The organism is Streptomyces sp. NPDC044064 (assembly GCF_056434245.1).
Map to the genome: position 1 here is coordinate 1 of NZ_JBWKFN010000009.1, position 24342 is coordinate 24342.

A 24342-nucleotide genomic window follows, 5' to 3' on the forward strand; every position below is an offset into this window, starting at 1 on the left:
GCATCGACCATCCCTCCACCTCCAGCCCCCCCCCCCCCCCCCCTCCGCCGCCCCCCCCCCCCCCCCCCTCCCCCCCCACCCCCCCCCCCTCCCCCCCCCCCCCCCCCCCCCCCCCCGACTTCGGCTGTGCTGAGGGCTACTTGAGGCGGTCCATCTCCGCCTTGATGAGCGCCGTGACCGGTGCCAGCCACTTGCCCTCGGCGTCGTAGGGCGTTCGACCGGCGGCCATGGCCTCGATAGCGTCAGCCTGCGCGGCATAGGCGCCGCCAAGCTCACGCAGGGCGCGAACGGCACTTGCGGCTCCGGACGCGAGAGGTTCGCGCCAGCTCAGGTCGCGCTTGTTTCTGACGTTGTACAGGGGGCCTTCGACGGCGATGTGGGCCAGGTAGAAGACGGGCGGGTGGATGCCAAGAAGGCGGCCGAGGGCCTCGGACTTGGCGTACTCGGGGAGCGTGGCGAATCCGTACGAGCGTCGGTATCCGGCGGGGTGTGGGCGGGTGATGAGCCCGAGGTGACGCGTCTGCAGGGCGAGGGGCGTCATGAGTTCGGCCAGGGTCTTGCCGGTCTCCTCGCGGACGGACGCCAGACGCGCCGTGGCAAGGTCCGCTAGCAGACGGCGTGGCTCGGGCGCTTGTGCCTTGGCGTGCTCCCGCCGCAGGGCGGCGGTGCGCACCGGGTTGGCTTCCCGATGGGGGGTGGTGAGGTGGGCCCCGGCGGGCAGGTTCTCCGTGTCCCAGACCTCTGCGTCGACGAGCGGGATCTTCCGGTGCTCTCGGTTGCCCAACTGGGTGAGGGTGATAGATGCGGTGGTGCAGAGTGCCCTCTCGAATTCCCGGGTGCGGTCGAAGAAGCTCTGGAAGCCGGGGGTTCGGGCGGCGTACCGATGACCGTGCTCGTGGAAGAGGGTCTGGAGGGTGTCGGTGAGGTCGTCGAGGAGGTGGTCCTGTATGCCGACCGTGTCCGTTGCGGGCCAGTAGGCGCCGCGTGCCGAGCAGCCGTTGAGCCCGGCCTCGTGGTGGGTGAAGACTCGGAGGGTGCCCAGGCAACCGCGTTCGAAGGTGGCCTCCATGATGCCTCGGGCGAGGTCCAGGGTTCTGCGGCGCGTGTGGCTGAGCTTGGTGATGGTGGTCCAGATGGTGGTGCGGGTGGGGGCTTCGCGGGTTCGGGAGGCTGCCTCGGCCTGGGGAGGGTCCCCCACACCGAGCAGGTGCATGAGGGCCCGGTGCTCGGTGGGGTTCAGTCCGCTGGTGACGCACTTCCATCCTCGGTCCTGAAGGCCGAGTTCAGTTTCCTGCGCGAGGTTGCGGGCGTTGTGGTAGATCCGCCCGTTTGGCCATCGGGTCTGGCCGATTTCGCGGAACGTCTGTCGGACTTCATAGGAGGTGGCGCTGGTGAAGAACGCTTCGGGCCCGGCGAGTTCACCGTCGTTGAGGGCGTGGTCGACGAACCTCGTGAGGACCCCGGGGTCCGTGCACTGGGCGAGCGCGGCCTGGATGTGCTGTTCTAGGACCCGACTGCTGACGATCGTGCGGTCGCGGTTCTGATGCTCCTTCGCGGTGGCCAGAGGGAGGTCGTAGCTGGCGATCAGACGGGCGTCGGTGGTGACCAGGATCCCTCCGACCCAGATTCGTCCCGGCTGGCCGTCGAGGACGATGGACGCTGTGCCCTGGGGCGGGCTGTAGTTCGCTTCGTTCAGGTAGCGGATCTCGGAGCGGAGTTCCTCGGCGAGCTGTTGGTCGCACTCGACCGTGATGCGTGTGCCTTGGACGCGCTGGCTGTCCGTGAACGTGAGGGTCAGCACCCGGGTGCCGCACGTGCTGCCGTACGCCCCGATGTTCTTGAGCAGGTCGCTGTCCTCCAGTTCAGCACTGAAGCCGTAGCCCACGGTCTCCACGGTTACCGAGCCGATCTGGGAGTCACGAGCGAGTACGAGGAGGGCGAGCTTCTGGCCTTCGCCGAACTGTCCGATGTGGCGGACGTCCTTGGTGGAGCCGCCGAACAGCAGGCCCTCGTTGGGAATGCCGGGCCCGTCGTCCTCGATCGTGAGGAGTCCCTCTGACCAGGTAACGCTGTAGGTGGAGGACGCGTCGATCGCATTGGAGATGAACTCCTTGAGGGCCCGCTTGGCGGTCCAGTCCTTCACGTAGTCAGACGCCATGGGGTACTGGAGCTTGCGTGCCTTGTCGGGCGCAGGGGCGGCCGGGGCTATGGTCATGGAATCTCCAGGTGGGAGTGATCAGGGGCCGGGTTCGACCCTGGTCCGATCCATTCGGCACCTGCAAACTATGTTTCTATTGCACTCCATTCGATAGCTGGCAGGACAGGATTGAATGGAAGAGCAAGATCGCTTCACAGGCGCTGTGCCCATGTGGCACCCTTTGAGCACCTTGCTCCATTGCCGCCTCGTTGGGCTGGCCTACGCCTGGGCTGGCGTACGGGCGACGAGGGGCGGGCGGCAGGAGAGCCTCCGGCGCTGTGGAGCGGCAAACGGGCCGCCGCAGCCTCGTCTCATGCGCTGCCAACTCTCCCTCTTTGATGCCGTCCGGATGTCCGGGCTGCCCAGAGGATCAGGCCCCGCGCGGCTGCGCGAAGGCGTCGGCAAGCCAGGGGGTTGCAACCAGGAGTGGCCAGCAGGCTTCGGGCACGAACCTGGCCGGAGCTCCGACCTTCGCCGCCAGGGCGTCGGCTGGGAAGTCGGCGTCGAGGCAACGGAGGTGTCACAGAGCAGTCGGCGATCCGCTCTCCGAGGCGGACCAGTGGGAAGCGTGGCACTTGCCGTTGGCCGTGCTGGCCTGGATGACAAGACCACGCTCGGCACTCGGCTTGACCTCGCCTGTGAAACGATCACTATTCTCGTGATCGCTCAGTTCGCGGGTTCACCAGCCCACGCGCAGCGGAACGGACCTTCTCGCTGCTGCGCCTACTCCCGCGGCAGCCCGCGACTTGCCGAGGATGCGTTTCCCGCCATGGCTGAAGCCGGGAAACCCAGACAAGATCAGCGGATGGAGAACAGCTCCTTGAGCCAGTCGACGATCGCGCGGGTGTCGTACTCGTAGGCGCTCCGGCCAACCTTGAGCTGCCTTCGTCCGAGGGGGGCGGGAGCGCCATCACGGTTCAACCCCTTCGCGACCCAGTCATCGGCACGCCCTGCCACTTGGGCGATCTCGACGCGAAGGCAGGTATCGCCGACCTGCTGCGCCCACTGCTCAAGGTGGCCAGCGGTCAGCGGGCCTACGCGCCGGCTTTCGCCCTGGTGCTCACCCCGGTAGAAGCGCGCAACTTGGGCTGCGTCGTACTCGTACTCGCCTTCGCCGTGCCCTTCCTCCACCGGGTCGTTGGCGCGGCCTTCGGCGGTCAGACGGTAGGTGACCCTGGGGGCCAGTTCTGCATCACCTCGTGCGACCATGGCGGCGAAGTTGGTGCGCGAAATCCCGGCCTTGACGATGTCATCAATAGGCAGCGAATGGGGATAGCAGTTCTTGAGGAGTTCCCAGGCGAGATACTGCTTGGTTCCGAGACGAGGCGAGTTTCTGCGGCCCGCCGGCGTGAGTCGGTAGCGAATCTCGCGCGTGCGCTCGAGCATTCCGTTATGGGAGAGACGTTCGAGGGTGGGCTGCTTGACGTCGTGGTTGAGTAGCTCCTCTTCCGGAACTGGGTCTGACTGGCTTGCTTCGATGAGCGACTTCACCGTCCGCCACACGCTGCGTACGCCTGTTGGCCTTGGGAAACCGTCGCCAGAGGCTGCTTTGTGGACGGCGGTGATGCTGACCCTGCGTAGGGCCGCGATCTCGCCGGCGGTCAGGCGGAGCCCAGGGGTTTCGGGAATCTGCCCGAGGGCGTCGCCAGTCTTGGGGCCTGGCGCGGTGCCGGACTCCTCTGCAGAGAGTCTCGCGTTGATGTAGAAGGTGCCGAACAGGTCGCGGTTGTAGCGCCTGGCTCCGTGGGGTCCGTTCTGGTCGACCTCTGGGGGAAAGCCAGGCACCTTTTGCCACCGTCGGACTGCGTCCACGTCCCGGAGGGTCACATCCGCGATCTGCTGGAAGGTGATGACCTCGGGCAGACTGCTGAGCCGCTGGAGGAACTGTTCCTTCAAGCTCGGGGTGCTGGACATGGCTCGCTCCGTCTGTCGGTTTGTCGTTGGGAGCGGGGTGCAGCTCCGTTCGGGCGGCGGTGGCCCAGCGCTCGGCAGCTGAAGTTGCCCTTGCTGTGGCGAGGCAATGCCTAACCTAGGCACGCCGGCTTCGGATGCAATCTAGCTTGTCAGTGGGGTCTGGTGCAATGAAGGGGCGCCTTGGCGTCGCTTCGGTGTCGCGGGTGTAGGCCTGGCGGGTCCGGGATTGCCGGAACGTCGGCTGCGGTGAGCGTCAGTTCGGGGAAGGACCACGCCCTGCGTGCGCAGAGGCGGGATGCGTAGTCCTCTGCTGCTCCGAGTGTGTAGGGACCGTGCGGCCGCCAGTACGAGGCGGGGGCGCAGCCCCGGCTGTGTGGGCGGCTCGCTTGGTCGCCTCCTCGGCCAGGCGGCGCGCTGCAACGCTGACGTCCAGGCGGTCTGCGGCCTGCTGCGAGCGGAAAGTACTCAGGGGTGCCTGGGGTGAGGCTGTCGTGGGCGTCGGAGGCGATTGTTGCTCATACGCGGCGGCCAGGATCACGAAGAGCTCCGCCTGGGCAGCGGTCACTGGTACTGAGGCAAGATCCGTGGCCCGCCTGCGGAGGTGGTCCACCAGCTCCCGGATGATTCTGGGGCGTAGGGAAGGTGTCGTGGGGTAGCCGGCGATCCGGTTCCCGTCGTGAGGGATGAGTCCCTCGGGTGGTTCTCCATGGTGGGACTTGTAGTGGTTGTGCCAGCGCGCCCGGTTGAGGATCCACTCCTCTTGTAGGGCGAGTCGCTGTGCCGAGGGGAGGCCGGGTGTGGCCAGCTGGGTCTCGATGGTGCGCTGGGTGGTGGCGTAGGCCTGGAGCCGCTGATCACCGCGGGGCGCCAGCAGAGACGCGGCGGGTTGAGGGCGGCTGCCGCGCAGGCGCTGTGTGAGCTGCTCGATACGTTGGCTGGCCGCCGGAGCATGCAGTCGGGCGGCGAGGTCCTTGAGGGTTGCCGCTGTGCGGACGAGCAGGTCGAGTGCTCTGTTCAGGAGCGTGGGGCGTTGGCTGGCGTGGATTCCGTTCAGCTGCGGCAGTGTCTGGTCGATCTGCGCGATGAGGGCGCCGAGCCCGGTGCGGGTCCGTGGTGTGGTGCTCGGGGAGTCGTTGATCGCCTCAATGTGGGTGTCGAGGTCCGCTCGGGCACGGGTGAGGGCTGTGGGCAGGCCTTGTCGGGCCGGCTTGGTTTCCTGCGCTGCAGGTGCGCCGTTCGAGACGTTCGCCGTGGATGTGCTGGCCTCGCTTGCTGAGGCAGCGAGGGCTTCGAACAGTTTTCGGAGTTCGTTGATGTGTTCTTCGGGCCGGTCGAGGCGGTCGCGGATCCTGCGGGCTCGGTCCTCGGTGGTCGGGGCCGCGGCCTGGAGGCCTTGTTTCTCCGGGGCGGTGCCGACGTTCCCACCAGGTGGCGTGTTGGCCCTCTCTAGGCGGGCAGCATCTTCTGTGCGCGACTCCGGGAGAGGTTCGACCGCCGACTTGGGGCTGGCCTGAGGTTCGGCGCCGGCGGGACGGGTCTGAAGGAGGTCCGCGCGAGGTGGGGTGGGCTCCGGCCGGACTGCCGTTGGCGACTGGCGCTGGGAGGCGACCGAGTCGTCGCGGCTATGGGGTTCGGATATACCGCCGCCGTCGTTGTCCTGCGCCGGGCCGCTACGGACGCCGTCATCCGCGTCGGTGGCAATGTCGGCACGGAGAAGGGCTAGTTGGGTCTCGTCGGACTCACCCGCTCCGCCGTGGTCGGGTGCGCCGTGGCGGGGTGTCGCGACGTCTGGGTCGGCGCTGGTGCTCGGCGGGCGAGGTTCATCGGTGGTCTCCTTCACCGGCGTCGTTTCGTCAACCAACGTGGCCGGGGATGCCTGCTGCGGGCGACGCCATGCATTCCACTGCGCGGGAGTGAGGCGCTCTACGAGCCCGCCGGCGGGGATGGTCGCGTAGTGCTCGAGCCCGTCTGCTTCCCACTCCTGTCGGATCTCGTTCCAGGACATCAGCTCGAACTGCACGGGGGTGCTGCCGAGTTCGTTCCACTTGAGATCCGGCATGAAATGGCGGCAGAAGCGCCCTGCGTAGAGCTTCGCTTCGTCGTCTGGCGCCCTGGGGTCGGTGCCCAGGAAGCTGATCAAGTCTTCGTCGGCGAGGTCCCACGGGTGCAGGAGCGCTCCGCCGTTGGGTCCGTCTCCGAGCAGCTGCGGGCGGCGCTCGGGCAGCGCGGCCAATGCTTGCTCGATGCCCATGCCCAAATCATCCAGCTCCGCCCTGACGGATCGGGCATGAGCGGAGTCCGGCATGTGACTGTCGTACTCGGCCAGGGCTTGGGCGCCATCGTCAAGGTAGTGGCGTGCTCGACGCAGGTCTTCGCGGGCATCGCCGGTTACTGGATGTCCTTCAATGACGCTGTTGAGGGCCCGTGCGGCGTGTTCGTATGGCTGTAGGACTCGTCTGTTTCGCTCCGTTGTCACTGCGGCCTGATTCGGGCGCCTCTGGGACGGCTGGGGCAACTCGGGAAGATCTGGCAGTTTCTGGCGTGTTGTGCGAGCGATGGACTTCTCGTCCAGGCCCGCGGGGGCGTCGGGGGCCTTCGTCGCTGCGGCGGCTGCTTCGGTGTGGTGTTCTTGCTGGCTGGGGCCGCTGACGGGCGCTGCCGTGTCGGAGAGGTTGACCAGTCCGGGTTCGGCGGCATGTGCCCATGTAGAGACCGCGTGCTCGAAGTCTGGGGCTGCGATGCGGGAGAGGTCCGCGTCGGAGATGACCGCGATCGGGATGAAGGGGTTGGAGGTGTCGTCGGTCAGGCCCAGGTAGAGCCACCGGGAGCCGACATGGCTGTCGGTTGCCTCTGGCGGTTCGGCACTGACCATGTGGTAGATGGTGATCCCATCGAGGTCTGCGAGCACGGTGGGCGCCGCGGGCGCTTGTTCGCTGCCGAGGGCCGAACTGGCGAGCTCGTACAGAGCGGCTTCCTGGACCGGTTCGGCTTCGGCCATGTCCGCGTTGTGAGGTTCAGGCCGCTCTGGCGTGCCTGCGGCCGGGGGCGTGTCGTCGGGCGGCGGTGCGGGGTGTTCTGCGGCATGCGTGGGGTCTGTCGCAGCGGTGCGCGCCGCCAGGTCCTGGCCACGGACCGTGAGGTAGGACCGGAGCGGCTTTGTCCCGTCGGGCGTGTCAACCGGGGTATCTGGGGGCAGTGATTCGCTGCGTGCCGACTCCCAAAGGTCTCTGACCTGTTCAGGGCGGGTCGCGGCGGTAGCGGCGTCGGCGATCTCCTGGGCGCGGCGTTGCCTATCTGGTTTGGGGCGTGGCGCAAGAGTCGCTGGTGTGACGGCCCGTTGGTCGGCGGTCTCCCGTGGGTTTGGGTGGTCCGCTTCGGGAGAGGGCGTGCCGTCTTCAGGACGGACCGCGTCGGTGCCAGTTGCGGCAGCGCCGGATTGCTGATCTGCGGGCGGCAAGGCGGTGGACCTGCTGCCTGTGGTTTCCGGCGCGAGGTCGGGGCTGGGTCCTTGGCTGCCGGTGGTGAGCGTTTGTCTCAATGGCAGGTGCGGGGCCTCTTCGGCGGCCGCCGTGGAGGGGTGCGGCACCGGTGTCCTGGAGTCCTCCAGCGGTGCGGTGGCGACAGCCGGAGGCACGTCCCCAAGGGTGAGCGCGTCCAGGGGGTCGGCACCGGATGAACCGCTCTCGCCGGTGTTCGGCCGGTCTCCGCCTGGGCTGGGCGTTCTGACCTCCGTGTCCTTGGGGCTACCGTCTGCTTCAGCCCCGTCGGCGTTGGCCATGTCTGCTGGCGAGGTCTGTCGGATTGGAGTGTCCGGGACCTGCGCGGTGCCTGTACTCGTGTCGGCGTCGACGGAGCCGTTGTCGGTCTGGCCCGGGCGCCGCCAGGCGTCCCACTGCTCCGGGGTGAACTTCTCCACCAGGCCGCGCTGCGGCATGGTGACAGTGTGGCGGATGCCGCGGTTCTCCCACTGATGTCGGTCTTCGTTCCACTCCCGGCCCTCGTAGGAGACCTGGGTGCGGCTGCCGAACGTCGACGAAGCGCTGCGGAATGTGCCGTAGTACGGGGCGATCCGGTTGTTGACGCCGTCATCGGCCTGGAAGGAGATTAGGTCGCCGTCCTGCAGATCCCATGGGTGGTACAAGGTGCCGCCGTTGGGGCCGTCGCCCTGTGGCTGCGGGGCGCGGTCGGGGAGCGTCTGCAGCGCCTCATCAAGGGCGGTGCCGAGGTCGAGCATGCCTGCGCGGGCGACGTTCACCTGTTCGTGGTCGCCAAGAAGTTCCCGAGTCAGGCGCTGTGCGATGTAGTCGAGTTGCCTGCGGACGCGGCGCAGGTCCTCGCGGGCGTCGGCGGTCGGCGGGTTCCCGTCGCGGATGCCGTCCAGCGACTCCCGGATCTGCTCGTAGTCCTTGCGGATGCGGCGTACCGCTTCCTTGTCCTGGTGGGGCAGGCGGGCCAACGTCGGCAGCGGTGGGAGATCGGGGAGCCGGTTCGCGACCATGCGTGCTGTCGCTGTCTCATCTTGCTCAAGAGCATTGTCCGGGGTGGTGACGGGCCTCTGGGCCTCCGGCTGAGCAAGGTCGAACAAAGCCCCCTGCTCCTGCTGTCCTTCCGGCGGCTTCGGCTTCTCGTCCCGCTTCGGTGCGTGGCGGGCGGGTCGGGTCTCCTCTGCCTCAAGGACCTGCAGGCGGGTGCGACCGCCACTCGTCTCGGCCGACTCACCGGCGGGCAGCGCGGGCCATACCGGGGCCGTGGTGGGCGTGAGCGGTACCGCCGGAAGCACGACCGGCGCGGGGTCAGCCTCGGCGGCCGGCGCGGCACGCTGTACAGGCGCCGACCGGTCCTCGTCCCACGGGCCGCTCCGCTCCCAGCCGGCCGCCGCTAGCGCCGTATCGGCGTCCGCGCCGGTCAGCGCCTCCACCTTGAATGACTCCACACTGGCCGACGTGGCCACGTGCTCATCCGCGTTCACGTGCTCCTCACGCGGACCGGTGACGTGAACGAACAGGCCCGCCTTGCCCGCGTTGAACATGTACGCCCGCAGTTCTTCGACCGGCGCCGCTTCCAGCGCCTCTTCAGGCGCAGGGTTGACGTGTTCGGCCGCGAGCCGTTCGGCCATGTTCGCGTCCGCCTCCGGCCGGTACTGGATCCAGCCGCACACGCACCGCAGGGAGTGACCCCGGTTGTATGCAGACACCTTGTCACCGTCGTGGCAGATGATCCGGACGTCGTGTTCCGGCGCCTCCTGCCAGGGCTCTTCCCCGTCGAAGGTGCGCCGCTCCGACATGAGCGGGTAGGCGTCGCGCTCTGCCTTCGACACGCCAAAGGAGTTGTCCTTCGCTGGGGCCTCGATCATCCGCAGGCGCCGCGCCTGGTTGTAGAGCTTGCGCGCGGCCTCCGTCTCCGGGGAGAGGGTGAAGCGGCGGGCCCCGTTCGCGTCCAGGTCGACCAGCAGGCGGCCGGACGCCCACAGGTTCAGCACGCGGTTGCGGTTTAGCTTCCGGGAAACGTCGGGCTTGTCGTAGGCGACATCGAGGGCAAAGAACCCGTCCGGGTACTCACCGACCTTGCCGTCTGCGACCCAATTCACAATGTCGGATTGTGCAGCCGACCAGCTCAGCGCCTCCGCACGCTCGATCTCGGCCGGGGTCATGACGTCCGCATCTCGACGCGCGTGCGCGTCCAGGTGCAGGGTGGCTGCGTGCTCGGCGTCCGCGCGGGTCTCGCACCATCCGGCACGGTGCTGCGGGCACGTCTCGCCGTGCATGTCGACCCACACCGTCACCGGCCCGTGCCGGTCGCACTCGACACCCCACGCGGATTCGGCGAGGTCGACCGCCGCCGCACGGGCAGCCGGGACCGCCATGTAGACGCTCGGGATCTCCGGCGCGGCCGGCGTGGGGGCGTCGTCATGTATTGCCGACGGAGGGAGTTCTGCGTGTTCGGTCTCGGCCCCGAACGCGTGGGCGTCCGCTGCGGATGTCTCCGGGTCGTGGGCCCGGCGGTGGGCCAGGGCCAGCGCCTCGCCAGCGGGGGCGCGGTCGGCGTATTTGGCGACGTCGGTGCGCTCGGTCCAGCCGCATACACACCATGCCTCGACCCACGATCGGCCCGGCCCCCCGAGGGTGATGGCCGCCCGGTGCGGCACCCCATCAGCAACTGCCCCGGCGTGGAGGCGGAGCCGTTCGAGCATCGGCGCCCATGCAGACATGTAGCCGTCGACGGCGGTGCAGGATGCGACCAGGGACCCCGGCTCGTCCTCTATCAGGAGCGGTGCCAGGTCGTTGGAGGGGTCGCGGCCTTCCCACTCCCAGCGGACCGTGTACTGGGCGCCGGTCTCAGCGGCGATCGTCCACGAGCCGTCGGGGTGGTACTCGATCGCCTCCGACTCCCCGACCTTCGGCAGCAGCCACAGCCCTGCGTCATAGTGCATGCGGCGGGCGACGGCGAACCCGGCCGCCAGGTCCCCGCCGGTCTCGGCGGCATGCTCGGCGACGGCCGCCAGAGCCGCGCCCTTGCCCTCACCGGAACCGATGCTGATCACGTCCCAGCGGCCCGACGGCTCTACGCCGTGCCAGGTCGCCCGCCACATGATCCCCCGCGCGCCTTTGCCCTGGCAGTCGTGGGAAATCTTGTAATCGCCGACGGTCAGCCCGGGGCCGGTGACGGTGAACTCATACCGGGACGGCTCCCCGTCGCGGTCCTGCGGGGTGACGGTCAGCGCGTTGACGTCGACGACCCTGGGCGCCTCCTCGGCAGGCTCCGGCGCCGCGTCGCTACCCTCCACCCCCGAGCCGGCGAGTCCGGCGAGGGTAGCGACGGCCGCGCGGGCGGCCTCATTCGCCGCTTCCATGTCCGCGCGGGCCTCGTCCTCGGTCGGCCCGTACCCGGCAGCCTTCGCGGCCTCGGCCGCCTCGATGGCGACGGACGCCCACTCCGATGCCGCCCCCGCTGCCTCCTCCGCCTTGGCCCGGTCTCCCGCCTCCAGGTGCCGGACGGTCTCCTTACGCGCCGACTCCGCCCGGATCCGAGCTGAGAACGCGCGCCCGGCCGCGCCCTGCCCGGCGACCAGCGCGGCCCGGTCCTGGCGGGCTTCGGCCGCCTCCTCCGCCGCCCGCTTCTGCGCCTTCGCGTTCCCACCCGCAGCCTTCACCTCCGCTCGCGCTTCACGCTTGGCGCGGTCATCCCCGGCTTCGCACGCCTCGGCGATGATCTGATCGACCAGAGCCTGAGCGGGCCACGGCGCTACCTCCCCGGCGTCCAGGGCGGCCGACAGCATCTGTCCGGCAACCTCGGCGATCCGGTCGGGCCACTGCTCCCAGTGCAGGGCGCACACCCTGGGATCCCCCTTGGCGAGGGCCTGAGCGAGGCTCTGAACGTCGCGGTGACCAGTGCGCCCGTCGCGGCCGTCCTCCTCGTTCAGGAGCCGGTGAGACAGGCACCGCGCGCACACGGTGTAGCGGCCAAGCTCGCTCCCCTGGTCAGTGACGACGGCGACCGTGTACCGGGCACCCGAGCGCTTCGCGCTGCACTTGCCGACGTACGGCGCCGACGCATCGCAGTAGGCGTCCGGCGTGCCGGTCATGTCGTCCGTGAGCCGGGCCACGACGCGAAGAGGCGCGTTCGGAATGGCGCCCTGGGCAAGGTGCCAGATCTTCCACTCAGCGACGTACTGCCGGTTGTCCGGGCCCTTCCGGGACCAGTCGTCACCGGTGCGGCCCTGCGCGCCGTCCGGGTCGGTCAGGTGTTCCCAGCCCCACCGGCACGACGCGATAAGGCCGATGCAGCCGAACCGGCGGACCAGGTATACGCCTTCTTCGAGCTGGACGCGGTCTGTGGTCGTTTCGAACTGGGGGGCATGCGCCGTCAGGTGCCCGTACCGGGCCCATAGGGAAGCGAACCGGGTGCGGGTCGCCGAGTCCTCACGGATCCGGGCCAGCACGGCGGCAAGGGGCTGGTCCTCCAGGTTCGCGGCCCACCAGTGCGAGCCGTCAGCGTCGTGACCGGCCTCCCACTGGTCCTTATCCGGAAGGCTGTACGTCACGGGGCGCAGCCGGAACGTGTGCCCGCTCGCCGTCGTCAGGATCCAGCCGCCCGCCGGTTCGCGCCGGTCGGTGAACGACACGGGGGCGATCGTCTCGCCCTCGATGAGCGCCGCCCGAAGCTGTGCCCTGCGCCCGTCCGTCTCCGCGTCCCCGGCCGCCTCCTGGCCGTCCCTCTCGGCGTCCGCCGGGGAGGTGTCGTAGCGGCTGGCGTGTGCCTCGGCCGCCGCCAGATCAGCCGCCGCCGTCCGCCGCGCCAGGTCACCCGACGGCCCTGCAGCGTCCGCCACAGCCGCGACCATGCCGCGCGCCCGCTCCACCTGTTCGGCCGCCAGCTCAGTGCCGGACAGGGACGCGATCCGCTCGCGCTCCGCCTCCCGGGCCGCCTCGGCCGCCTCGCCCTCCTGGGCGGCGATCAGCGCGACGACCTCACGGGCGTACATGCGGATGAGCTTCCGGGCATCGGCCGCCCCGTGCGCGTGCCCGATGATCGGCGCCGCCGGACCGAACCCGCCACGGCGCGCCCGAACCTCCGTGATGTCGTGCACCGTGTTCGGGTAGCCGTCGCCCCACAGGGACTCATCCCGCCCGTTGTGGCTCACGGAGTAGAACCGGCCCCCGCACTCCCATACCCCGCGCTCCCCCTCCACCGGCCGAACCGGGAAGCCCTTCGGCTGGCGCTTGCCCTTGGCCGCAGACTCGATCGCCTGCGTGCGGGCCTCTACTGCTTCACGAGCCCGCAGGGGCGACAGGTCTGCCAGCGCGCCCTCCTCGTCCGCCTCCTGGCCGTCTACGGCCTCCGGCGCCTCCTCCTCGACGGGCGTGGCCTGCGCCGCCTCCTGCCGCTCCGCGCGGCTGGCCTCGTACGCTTCGGCCGCCGACCGGTCCATCGTCACCGGGATGCGGGTAGCGAAACCGGCCGTGCCGTCCTCGGTCGTGACCAGGACGCCGCGCGACCACTGGTCACGGTCGACCGAGGCGGCCAGCCCACGGGCGGCCAACGCGTCGTCAATGTCCCAGTCGGTCAGGTCAGCCATACCGGACGGCTGCTCGCCCTTGAGGCCACGGAAGCGCAGTGGGAAGTACCCCGCGTGCACGACGCCGCACTGGCAGACGACGCGGCCAACGACGCCGGGCGACTGGTGAAACGCGATCACCTCGACGACGGCGGCGACCTGCCCGGCGACGTCCGCCGCGCAGGCCGTCTGCCGGGCCTCCTCGGCCCTCGTGGCGTCCTCGAACGCGCACCCGTAAAGGTTCAGCGTCTCCTCACGCCCCGACTCGGCACGCTGCGCCGCGTCTTCCATCCGTACGCACTCGGCCACGTAGTCCGCGAGCCGTCCGGCTTCCCGATAGATCTCCGCCGACTCCGCGTAATGGTCGGCGTCGCGCTTCGCACGGTGGACGTCGTCGTACGCCTCACGGCAGAACCGAACGGCCGACCACACGTCATCCGCCAGCGCGTCAGACTCGCGTACGCGCTCCCCGCACGCCTCGGCCCGCTCCACATCCCCGGCCGCGAGCGCTGATGCCTCATGCACCCGCACACGGGCCGTGGTGAACCGCTCGACGGCCGCCGCCCACTCCTCCGCCTCACGCCCCGACGCCCGGCGCGCCTCGCGGGCGGCCGTCAGACTGGCGAGCCCCTCGGCGTCCGCTTCCTTGATCTCCTCGGCCCGCTCAGCCGCGTGCTTCCGATCCCACACAAGGGCGTGCCGGAAGTGCTGCACACCCGCATACGCCCGTGCCGCCGTTTCGTACGCCTCCCACAGCTCCGGCGCATGCTCGGCGAACCCGGCCGCCCGGGGGCGGTGGTCGTCGTCGTGCGGGTTCTTGACCCACTCGGCAAGGTGCTTGCGCTCATTCGCCGTGGCGAACCCCTCCGGGTTCCGGCGCACGGCCGCGATGTCGGCGAGGAGAGCACGCGTACCCCGGGCCATCGGGGACACGTCGTCATCGTCCGGCGCCGCGATGTGCTCACCGACCGCCAGGGCAAACGCCACGGCCGCCGCGTCCTGCCGGTCGCTCGCCAGGTTAGAGGCGTATGTGTACCGCGACGGGAACGACACCTGACGGCCGTTCGAGCGGGCGGCCTTGTCGGCCCCCCATGCGTCGTACTGCGCGACCATCGACAGGGACGCGTCACCCTGGGGGGCGTGGGCTACGCCGTTGTTATCCGTGTAGCCATCGAACCAAGCCGCCCAGTCGCGCGCGGAGTCCTCGAACATGTAGATCAGGGAGCCGTACCCGCGCGCCGTCGGCGAACGGCCCTCGGCCGCCAGGCGCTCACGCCATGCCGCCTCTTGCGCGTTCAGCCGGTCCTGAGCTTCCACGATCACGGGGGCGGCGAGTTCCTCGCACTCCGCGCGGTCGACGGCGCCCGCGATCGTCTCGGCCGCGTCGGTCACCCGCTTAGTGGCGAGGCCGATCACGCGCCGCCAGGCAGCGCACCCGCGCGCATCCTCGCCGTTGGAGTCGGCGAGCCACGCCTGGGCGGCCTGGACGGCGTCGACGGCGCGCCGCTCCGCATCCGCCGCTTCCTGGTAGGCGGCCCCCGCTATCTCGACGGCCCGACGGCCGACCGGCCCCGTACCGTCCAGCGCGTTGTACGCGTCGCGGACGTCCGCCAGACCGGCCGTGATCTTCGCAACCGCCGTGTTCATCTCACGTACCCAGGTAGCGGCATCCCGCCCCCACACGGTCCGGCCGGACTCCTCCGCCTCACGGCTCACGGGCATCTGAGCAGCAACGGCCGACCGGACATCCTTGAAACCGGCCGACGACGCCGACGACATAAAGCCGCCCTTGTCCTCCGACCACGCCGCGACGTGCTCTGCCTCCTCCACCCCCTTGGGCACCATTACAAGCCCCGTGATCACGACACGGCGCACCCATGCGCGGCCCATCCAATGCCGCTCCGCGCGGACGTCCCAACCCCGGTCGGCAGCCTCATGGAAGAGCACGCCCGCATTACGCGCCATGCCCGCCAACACCTGAGCGGACGTCTCCGCCGGCTCCCCCCCGGTCGACTCCTCAGCCACCGTGGCTCCCTCCGTGATCTCCTCCGGCGACTTCTCGGTGCGGTCGCCAGAGCTGGCGGTGGGGTCGACGGTCGGGGCGTCGGGCGCGGGTGTTGGTGTTGCCGGGGCCGGTGCTGGTCCCGGCGTTGGCGCGGGGGCCGTGCGCAGTTCCGGGGCGGGGGGCGTCTCGTTATATCCGCTGGGGGAGGCTGCGGCCTGATCCACCCTGGTCTCACGGGGGGTGTGCTGTTCGGATCGCTCCCGGATGGCCTTCTGTGGGCTTTCCGAGGTGCGGTGCCTCTCCGGATCAGGCATGGCTTCGCCCGGCTCATCCGCCGCCGGAGCTTCCGGGGCTGCTGGCACGGGCATTACAGCGGATACCCCGGCGCGGATCACCGGAAGCGGCACCGGGGGCAGCGCCAGCCCGTCCCACAGCGGGAGCCCCTGCGCGGCACGGTCCCGGCAGGCCTCGCAGCGTGCTTCGACCGGGTACACCCCTGGGCACTCGCGGCACGCCCGTTCGGCCGCCTCCAGCCCTCGCAAAAGCGCGACCTCGTTCTGCGCCCGTTCGTTCGCGGCCTCCACATCCCGCGCCGCCTGGTCTGCGAACATTCGCATACGCTGCGCCTGGTAACGCACCTCCGACGCTTCCAGAGCTGCACGCGCGGCCACCGCGCGCCGCTTCTCCTCCGCCCCGCCCGGCAGCGGCGGCAGCATCCGGGCACGCTCCTTGCGGCCTTCGTGGGACAGGTACCGATTCCGCTTCGCCTCTGCGAGCCGAGCGGCGTGCGCCTCACGATCCGACGCGTGCAGCTCTTTGGGCGCGAGAGCACACAGCCGTACCGCTTCCCGTCCGTCCGCCGTCGCAGTGACCATGCCGGACGGCTCCGCCCGCAGGAACCCGGCAGCAAGCAGCATCTGTACGCGGTCAGCCTTCACCCGCGCACCCCGCTTGCCGACCGCGCCTACCTTCCGGAACGTGCCGCCCTCCTCGGCGAACACCCCCGGCAGCCCATCGCAGGCCTTGACGACATCCACGAACGCCACAGACCAGCCCAGCGCGCGCACTGTGGACACGGCCTGCTCGACTTCCATGTCGACCTGCACCCGCCGCCACGCCGCTTCCATATCCGCGCCCATCGTCAATGCCAGTCGCTCCGGCGCGGCCTCCAGCATCAATGGCACCCGGGGCAGAGCAAGCGGGGCGGGGGCCAGGGTCACGGGTGCGGAGTTGTCGGAGTCCCATGCCCCGCAGCGCTCCCATCCGTGCGCGGACAGGACCGCATCTGCAGCTTCGGGCGTCAGAGAGGCAACCTCGAACGCGGCGATACTGTCGCTGGTCGCCACGTGTTCAGCAGGGCTGGTGTGCTCATCGCGGGGACCAGTGACATGTACCCACAGTCCGGCCTTCCCGGCGTTGAACAAGTACGCCCGCTGGCTGACCGCCTCGTCACGGATTGCCGGCGGGAGAAGCTCTTCGTTGCGGCCGGTCAGAACGGCCAGCATGAATTGCCCGCCATCGACCGTGGCACCCACATACACTCCGGGGTCATCCACGAGCGCCGTTTCGCCGTCGGCCAGGGCGCCCCCCTCGCCCTCCCACCCCTCCATGCTCCCTGGGTCCGACACCCCGGCGGGAGCAGGTGCCGACCATTCCGGTGTGCGCACCCCGAGTGTCCCCGGCTCCGCTTTGTGCTGCACCGTGGAAAGGAGCGACGGTTCCTGATGAGTACCCGCGCGCCCGACCTTGACCGGCGCCGACCACAGCAACGCCCGCTTGGCTGTCACCCGCCGCCCGGACACCCACGCCGCCGAGCGGTCCTCACTCCACACGCCGTCAACCCACACTGCGCGCAGCTCGTACGGCAGCGGCTTACCCTTCTTGACCGCCGCCCCCGCCACCCGCACCGCGACCGTGCCCCCGTCGCGCTGCATTGCCACGGTCCACCCGTTGGCCATGGACACTTCCGCGAGGCTTACGGCAGCCATGGGCAGCCACACCCCGGGGGCCGCCTCGGTCTCCGCCACAACATCCCCCACCGTGTCCCACGTCGCCAGGGTCTCGACATCCAACGGCGTTCCGGCCTCCGGGACCTTCGGCGCCTTCCAGGGCTTGGCGTCCAACCCTTTGGACGCGTTCACGATGGCGCGCCGCAGGTCCGTATCCGGGCCGTGGCCACCCATGCGGTTACGGCCGGGAACGTCCTTTGCCGTCAGGGCGCGCCGCTCATCCCGCGCGGCCACAGCGTCCCCGAGCACATCGACGAATGCCGCGTGCCCCGTGATCTGATCCGCCGGCACTCCCCCCGGAATCCGCTCTACGTCGTGCGACGCGTCCCCCGGCAGCGTGAACACCATCGCCGCCTCGCCGTCCTCGGACAGCCACGCGCCACGACCGGCCTGGACCTCCCCCGCATGCAACCGCGCCAGATGCGCACCTGCCGCCGCTACGCGTTCCCCCGCCAGCCCCTGCTCCGTCACGATCGCGGACTCTTCCCGCTCCAGAGCGCGCACCGCATCCCGCGCGTTCCGCGCCGCACGGTCGGCAGCAAGCGCCACCTCGTACGCGTGCGTACGCCAGTCACCCGCGTGCTCTGCGCTGAGCCACACGTGATCCCCGAGCACACCCGCGCTACGGCGCGCCTCCCGCTCCACCTCCCGCATGTCCGCCGACCAGGCGGCACGCTCCTGTGCGATGAACTCCGCCGACTCGACACAATCCCGCGCCGCCGCAAGCTCCCCCCGCACCGTGCGCAACCGCACGTCACGCGACAGGCGCACCGTTCCCTCATACGGGCCACGGAACGCAACGGGGAACACACCGCCCCCCTTGCTGTGGCAGATCAGCAGCGGCCGGCCCCCGCCCTCCCGGACGCCGCCCTCGGACTCCCACGCATCCACCCCGCCCGGATCCGACACAACGTCAGCCGCGTACGCGACTGGCGCGCCTTGCTCCATCAGAACCGCGCCTCGGATCCACCCGGACGGCAGCACCGTGTCAGCGCACTGCCCGCACAGCAGGCGCCCATCGGCCACGGTCCACATGTCGGGAGCGTCCGACCGCATGCAGCGCGCACAGCATCCCGGGACAGGCATACGCCCCTGCGTCACGTCCCGGTCCACCGCCGGCACACGGTGTAGCCCTACCAACGCCGCCCACTCCGCGACCGGCGCCCCATCGCCCTGGTCGGCACGCTCGTATGCACGCCGCACCACATCCGCGCCGAGCATCCCCGACCCGCCCAAGTGGCTGTGGGAGTCCTCACCCGCCCGCGGAGCGATCCCCCGATTCATCGCTTCCCCGCGCGTCGCAACCCGCGCCGCCTGGGGAGCGTCGCCCTGGTCCGCCTCGGGGGCTGTCGTCACGAGTTCCGCCGTACGCACCACCTTGCGGAACTCCGGCCACATCAAAGGCCGGTCCATGCGTGTGCTACCGACCCGCTTGACCGCCCGATGAAACTTCGGCCTGCCCGTCCACATGCCCGTGTAGACCACCGTCACCGGTCCACCGGCCGACACAGCCACCTCACCCGACAGCGACAGGTCCCACCCAAGCCCTTCGCGGCCCGTCATGGAGCGGCCCACCTTGACCGACCAGCCACGCCCGGCAGCCTCACGAGCAAGCGTGACCAGGTCGACCGGAGCGGACGCCTCCGGCGCGTCCCGGTGCCACTCGATCTTCGACAGAGCCCTGTCCACCAGCGCCATACCGCGCGCCACGGCGTCCGTGTCGATGTCAGACGCTTCCGTGGACACGGCCGGAGCAACCGGCCCCGGAGCGTCCACTGCAGCGTCACTCTGGGGTACCGCAACGACCGGCCGCACCTGGTCAGCGTCCGCCGCCGCCCTCAGGGTGTGCTCGCGTGTCTCCTCCGACCTGTGCGCGTCGTACGCCTCGACCGCTTCCCGCGCCGACACGAGCGCGGGCAGCACCTCACGACGGATCATGTCCGAGGCGCCCGGGGTGCCTTCCGCCTCGGCTGCGCGGGTCATGAGTGTCTTCACTTCACGCGTCGCCGACTCGGCCACCTCGCGCGCGAGCGCGGCACCGTGTGGCACGTGCTCACGCTCCATGCGGTCCACCGACCACAGCCGAGAGATCTCATCACGGTGGGCCCGGCACTCGGCCATGACGGCCGCGTATGCCTCAGCTGCCGCCGATTCGGTCGCGGACCAGGTCCGCCACGCTGCCGCATAGTCCCCCAGCCACAGCACGTCACTGTCCGCCACCCACTCGCCGAACCGTTCCGCCTGCTGATCCGTCGCGCGCTCCCACTGGCGTGCGTATTCGGCAGCGTCCGCCGCGTACTCTGCTCGCTGGGCCGCGTCCGCCGCTTCAAGTTTCGCGCGTTCCGCGGCCTCTCGGGCGGCAGTCTCCGCTGCCTCTGCCACGGGGTCCACTTGCCGGACCCGAGCCTGAGACAGGGTGCGCCGGTAGTCCTCCAGCGTCACGTAGCCGGTCAGGATCCGGCCGCCGAACTCCGCCCCGGAACGCTCGGTATCGAACGTCCAGCGCTTACGCCCGTCCTCCTGCGTCCACATCAGGGAGAGAACGGCAAGCGACTCCCCGCCTTGTCGGCTGTCGTGCGCCGTGCCGGATGCCTCGCACTCCCACACGCCGAGCGACGATTCACCGTCCGCAGCGTCGACGGTTCCGGCTCTCAGCGCAACGGCCCATCCCGCTGCCTCCGCCTCACGCGCGAACTTGACCATGGCGGGCGGAACACCCTTGCGCCCCACATTGGACGTGTCCCACTGACCGTAGGCACCCGCCCACCAGGACCGGTCAATTGCCTTGCACGCCGGAGGGGTTACCCGGGTGACGAAACCAGGTTCGGACCTTTCCTCTGGTGTGCCGGCTGGTGGCACGAGATGGCCCGCGCTCGTGTTCCCTTCTTCGGGGTCGGTCTGTGTTGGGGCGCTCACATTCCACCGCCGCGCCTCTGTCCGGCGTTGACCGGCTCACGCACACTGGAGGAACGAGTTGACGGGGGCGAAAGCGTTATGAGCAGCGGCACGTCAGCTCCTGATTTCAGCGCCCGGGTGCCCGGCGCCCCGGTCCGGGCGTGCCCGGGGTCGGAGGCTCACGGTGGGATGCCGGAGGAGCAGGGCGCCGCGCGTCGGTGGCTGCGGCCTGTTCCGTGATCTGGTGGCTTCGCGTGCGGGACAGCAGGACCGCTGCGCTGCCCAGGAGCGCGTTGCGCAGTGCCTCCGCGGCACGATCTTGCTCGCGGAGCAGACGGGGGTGTGCGCGGCTGCCGCGAGCTCGGATGGCGGCTGCGGTCGCCTCGGCAAGCCGATCGAGCACCACGCTGGCAGAGTTCTGGCCAGGTGCCGCAGCGGGATTCAGGGCGGGCACGACCGCCTCGAGCACCGCGGAACTGACCGTCCGCGCCGGCAGTCGGGTCGGTTCAGTGGCGCGGCGCAGGATCTCTGCAGCCTCAGCGGCTCCTGTGCTGGGGTTCGCCAGGGCGCAAATCGTCAGGGCCGTGGTGAGACGCGGGTTGGTCTCGCTGCTTCGCAGTGATCCCGTCGAGCCCGTCGAGTCGGTGGCTACGGCCGGGAAAAGCTGTTCGGTCAGTTCTCGCAGGAGGGCTGCCGCCTGGGCGGCGGCATCGACGTCGTGAGGGGCTGCGGCCTGCACGACTGCCCAGTTCGCGAGGAGGTGCTCGTGGCCTCGGGCTACCGAGATGGCTGTGGGGACTGCCTTGGCCGTGGCAAGTGCCTGAAGTTCGCCTCTGAAGGCCTGAGACGCTTCCCAGTTACCTGCGTGTGCCCGGGCCCTTCCGATGCTGGGCGGTAGGGCAGGTTGCGCGAGGCGCGTCCAGGCTCGGGCGGCTCGCTGCCAGTGGCCTTCATCGGGGAGTTCGCTGCCTGGAAGCCTAGCCAGGATCCAGTCCGCCTCGGCGATGAAGAGCGGATGGTCCGCTGGGGCCGGGCCGGTGTAGCCCCGGCCGGTGCACTCGGCGCAGTGGTCTGCGGCCTGGTCGGCGGCGCTGTCCCCTGCTGGGCTGTTGTCATAGTGCGTGGCTTGTCCGCTGCCGTCGCAATCCGTGCAGGGGGCAATGCCGGCTTCTGCACGGGCCATGGCCAGCAGGCTCCGCGGATCCGCGAGCATCGTGAGGCTGGCCTCTGGCCCTGCAGATCTGATCTCGGCCATGAGCGTTGGAGCAGGGCCGGCCGGGCGGTCGGTTCCAAGCCACCACTGCGCGGCCTCCAATGGCGACCGGGTCTCTTCCCCGTCGGGCAGGACGTAGACGATCGCTCCGTTGTCGCTCACGCTTGGTCCTCCAGAGCCGCCTGGACGCGCTGCGGGACTGGCGCCTCGATCGGATGCGGTGAGGTCCGGTCGTCGCACTTGGACGTGTGCGCGTCCGCAGTGCTCGGCTGCTGGTGCCTTCGCCGCTCGAGGCTCGAGTAGTGCTCTTCGATCAGCGCTGTACGCATCTGCTCCCTGCTGATGGCCATCTCAGCGCTAGTCGGCAGGCGGCGCGCTGCCCACGTGGCGGCAACGGCCCGCGCGACATGCGCCAGTTCTACCAGCCGTCGGTGTGCGATCGTCTTCAGTCGGTCTTCAGCCTTCGGGTCGCGTTCACAGCGCGCTCTGATCACACGGCTGGCCGCTGCCGCCAGCTCCAGGGCGCGCGCGTTGAGGAAGTCCAGGACGTCGGCGTGAGCTGAAGCCCGCGAGCTCGTCAGGGCATTCTCCAGCTCGGTAAGACTGTCCCTCAGTCCGCAGCTGTCAATTCCTGCGTGTTGCGCGAGGCCTGCAGCGGGTGTGGTCCACAAAGGCTTCTTGATCGAGCTGTCGTCGAGTGCGAAGCCTGCGCTGCTGATCGGTGATGGTCTCGCAGCAAGTCGGTCCAGGTAGCCGAACGCGGCGTTGCTCAGGCCAGGGTGTGCGCTGTGATGCATTGCCGCGAGGGTGACCGTGGCCAGGTCGATGAGGTCCCCTCCGGTCCAAGGGTGCCCCGCATACTGGACCGCCTCTGCCAGATCGTCCAGCTCCCTGGTGGCAGACAGGGACGCCGGTCCGTGCCGTTCATAGAGAAGATTCTGCACGGCGGGGTGAATCGGCAGGCCGGTCGTGTGATGCCATAGGCGTGCTGCGTCCTGCCAATCTCCCGCGTCGAAGGGTCGCCAGTCCGGTCCGCACGACTCCAACCACGACGCGGCCGCAACCGCATAGTGCCGGGCGAGTCTGGAAAACGTTCCAGCTTCCGGGGTGCCGAGTTCGAGGCCTTCCTGGACGTCACCCTCGGAAGCGGCACGAAGTTCAGACGCCGTTCTCAGCCATGTGTCCGTGGCATCTGGGAGTGGTTCGTCCCACCCTGGCAAGAGCCCTGGCACCGGGGCTCTGCTCCTAAGGAGTCGGGTTGCTGCTTCAAACGTCGATTCCCCGCAGCGGCCGCCCTCAACAAGGTGGGAGGCTGGCGGGCCATGGCGTAGCGCTGCTGGCGTCATATGCCTCCCCCCTTCCGCGCCGCTGGGGCGCATTGCCCCGTGGGACACAGAACTCAGCTCAGGTATGGGTGCTGTGAGGTTTCCAGCCCCCTCACTGACTGTCCCGGGGCCCTCGAGTAGGGAGAGCTTGCATCCCGTGGGGTGGGCGGGCTCTTCTTCAGGCTCCCGCCTGGCGGAGTGGTGCCGAGCGGTGCTCCCGTTCGGCGGGCGATCCCGGGGATCAAGGAAGAGGTACGCTCCACTGCACCCATGGGTACGGCTGAATGAGAGTGGTCCGCCTCCCCCCGTTACGGGCGGGGGGAGGCGGACCACTTCTCGTGTGGGGCAGGTCAGAGCAGGTCGAACTCGCCCCTGCCCAGGGCCTTGATGAACCCGCTGAATGCCTGGCAGGTGAACAGCAGCGCAGATCCCTCAGGAGCCTTCGAGTCGCGAACGGCGATGCCAGAGTGAGTCCGGGTTACGTCGGCGCACTCGACGCACTGCCCTTCGCTGCCTCCGCTGTAGGAGGACTTTTTCCAGATGGCGCCCTCGAATTGCGGTGCCATGTGGGCGCGTCCGTGCTTGGTGGTCACTGGTGCAGTCCTTCCAGGTACTCGTTGAGTAGATCCCGTGTTTTGTCGACGGGAAGTGCGATCCCAGCGATGGCGGCGAACTCCATCTCCAGGAAGCTGACCTGCTTCCCGTCATCGGTGTGATTTCCGCCCATTGGGTTGTCGACGCTCGCCACCTTCGCCCACGGATGCTTGTAGGACAGAACGGTGATGGCGCCGTTCGACCCGTACGTCGGGTGCGTAGTGAGCGGGATGAGTTGAAGTTCTACGTTCGGCATCTGTGAAGCGTCGAGGAGCTTGCGAATCTGGTCGCGCATAATCGCGGGTCCTGACTCGAACTTGGCGTGAAGCGCCGATTCGGGGACGAGAGCGTGAAGTCTGGTCGCCTTGCTCAGGACGGCTTGGCGGGCAAGCCGGATTGACACGAGCATCTCAGCGTGCGCAGGTGACACCGCTGTGGGCGCACGGGTGATCATTTCACGCACGTACCCCGGCGACTGCAGTAGGCCTGGCACGATCACCGGGTGCTGTAGCTGGAGTGACTCGGCGTCGGCCTCCAACTCGATGAAGTCGAGGTAGTTCTGGCCGATGCGGCCGGCGTAGGCGGCCCACCACCCCTCGCCCAGAGGTTCGTCAGCGACACGCGCAACCTCCTCGATGCCAGCCGGGTCGTTCACTCCCAGCTTCTTGCAGAGGGTCCGCACCTCATCACCCGAGATCCGGTAGGTACCGCGCTCGATGCGGCTGAGACGTGTCGCGTCCCAGCCCATGAGTCTGGCTGCGTCGACTGTCTTCACGTTGCCGCGCCAGCGACGCAGCTGACCGCCAACTCTGCGCCGTTTGATGGTCGGCGTCGCTCGCTTCTGCGTCATGGACGCAGTCTGACACGTCTGCGACTCACCAAGCTATGGGCACATGCGTCCGGTCCTTTTGGCAATCGTAGCGACAGTATTGCGCTTCGACCGCCAAAAGGAGCATGCTGATGGTCCAGCGGGACATGACTGCGCGTCAGTTCATGATCGTCTGTCACGCCTCGTGACATCCGCTGCTGCAAGTGGCCGGGCCACCGGCCCGGTTGTGGGGGGGGGGGGGGGGGGCCCCCCCCGCCCCCCCCCCCCCCCCCCCCCCCCCCAAAACACACAACCCCCCCACACACC

Annotated in this window: 7 protein-coding genes; all 7 read right to left on the reverse strand. The window is 69.5% G+C overall.

What is annotated here, in order from left to right:
• Positions 1-136: 136 nt before the first annotated feature.
• The 7 genes from AC07DS_RS16260 to AC07DS_RS16290 all read right to left on the reverse strand — a co-directional run bounded on the left by AC07DS_RS16260 (position 137) and on the right by AC07DS_RS16290 (position 24057).
• Positions 137-2215 carry an ATP-binding protein gene (locus tag AC07DS_RS16260; RefSeq protein ID WP_479145828.1) on the reverse strand — a complete coding sequence of 693 codons (2079 nt, stop codon included), beginning with the start codon at positions 2213-2215 and terminating at the stop codon, positions 137-139.
• 780 nt (positions 2216-2995) lie between these two features.
• Positions 2996-4111: a hypothetical protein gene (locus AC07DS_RS16265; protein ID WP_479145829.1), complete on the reverse strand. Its 1116-nt coding sequence runs from the start codon at positions 4109-4111 to the stop codon at positions 2996-2998.
• 253 nt (positions 4112-4364) lie between these two features.
• Positions 4365-19883 carry a hypothetical protein gene (locus AC07DS_RS16270; protein WP_479145831.1) on the reverse strand — a complete coding sequence of 5173 codons (15519 nt, stop codon included), beginning with the start codon at positions 19881-19883 and terminating at the stop codon, positions 4365-4367.
• A 319-nt stretch (positions 19884-20202) separates the two neighbouring features.
• The gene (locus AC07DS_RS16275; RefSeq protein ID WP_479145832.1) at positions 20203-21450 is read right to left on the reverse strand and encodes a hypothetical protein; all 1248 of its coding nucleotides are present in this window, start codon (positions 21448-21450) and stop codon (positions 20203-20205) included.
• The gene (locus AC07DS_RS16280; protein WP_479145834.1) at positions 21447-22232 is read right to left on the reverse strand and encodes a hypothetical protein; all 786 of its coding nucleotides are present in this window, start codon (positions 22230-22232) and stop codon (positions 21447-21449) included. The genes AC07DS_RS16275 and AC07DS_RS16280 overlap by 4 nt, the downstream gene beginning before the upstream one ends.
• Before the next feature lie 731 nt (positions 22233-22963).
• Positions 22964-23206 carry a DUF397 domain-containing protein gene (locus tag AC07DS_RS16285; RefSeq protein ID WP_479145836.1) on the reverse strand — a complete coding sequence of 81 codons (243 nt, stop codon included), beginning with the start codon at positions 23204-23206 and terminating at the stop codon, positions 22964-22966.
• Positions 23203-24057 (reverse strand): helix-turn-helix domain-containing protein, encoded by an 855-nt coding sequence (locus AC07DS_RS16290; RefSeq protein WP_479145837.1) that lies wholly within the window; start codon positions 24055-24057, stop codon positions 23203-23205. Before AC07DS_RS16290 ends, AC07DS_RS16285 begins: the two co-directional genes overlap by 4 nt.
• Positions 24058-24342: the final 285 nt, after the last annotated feature.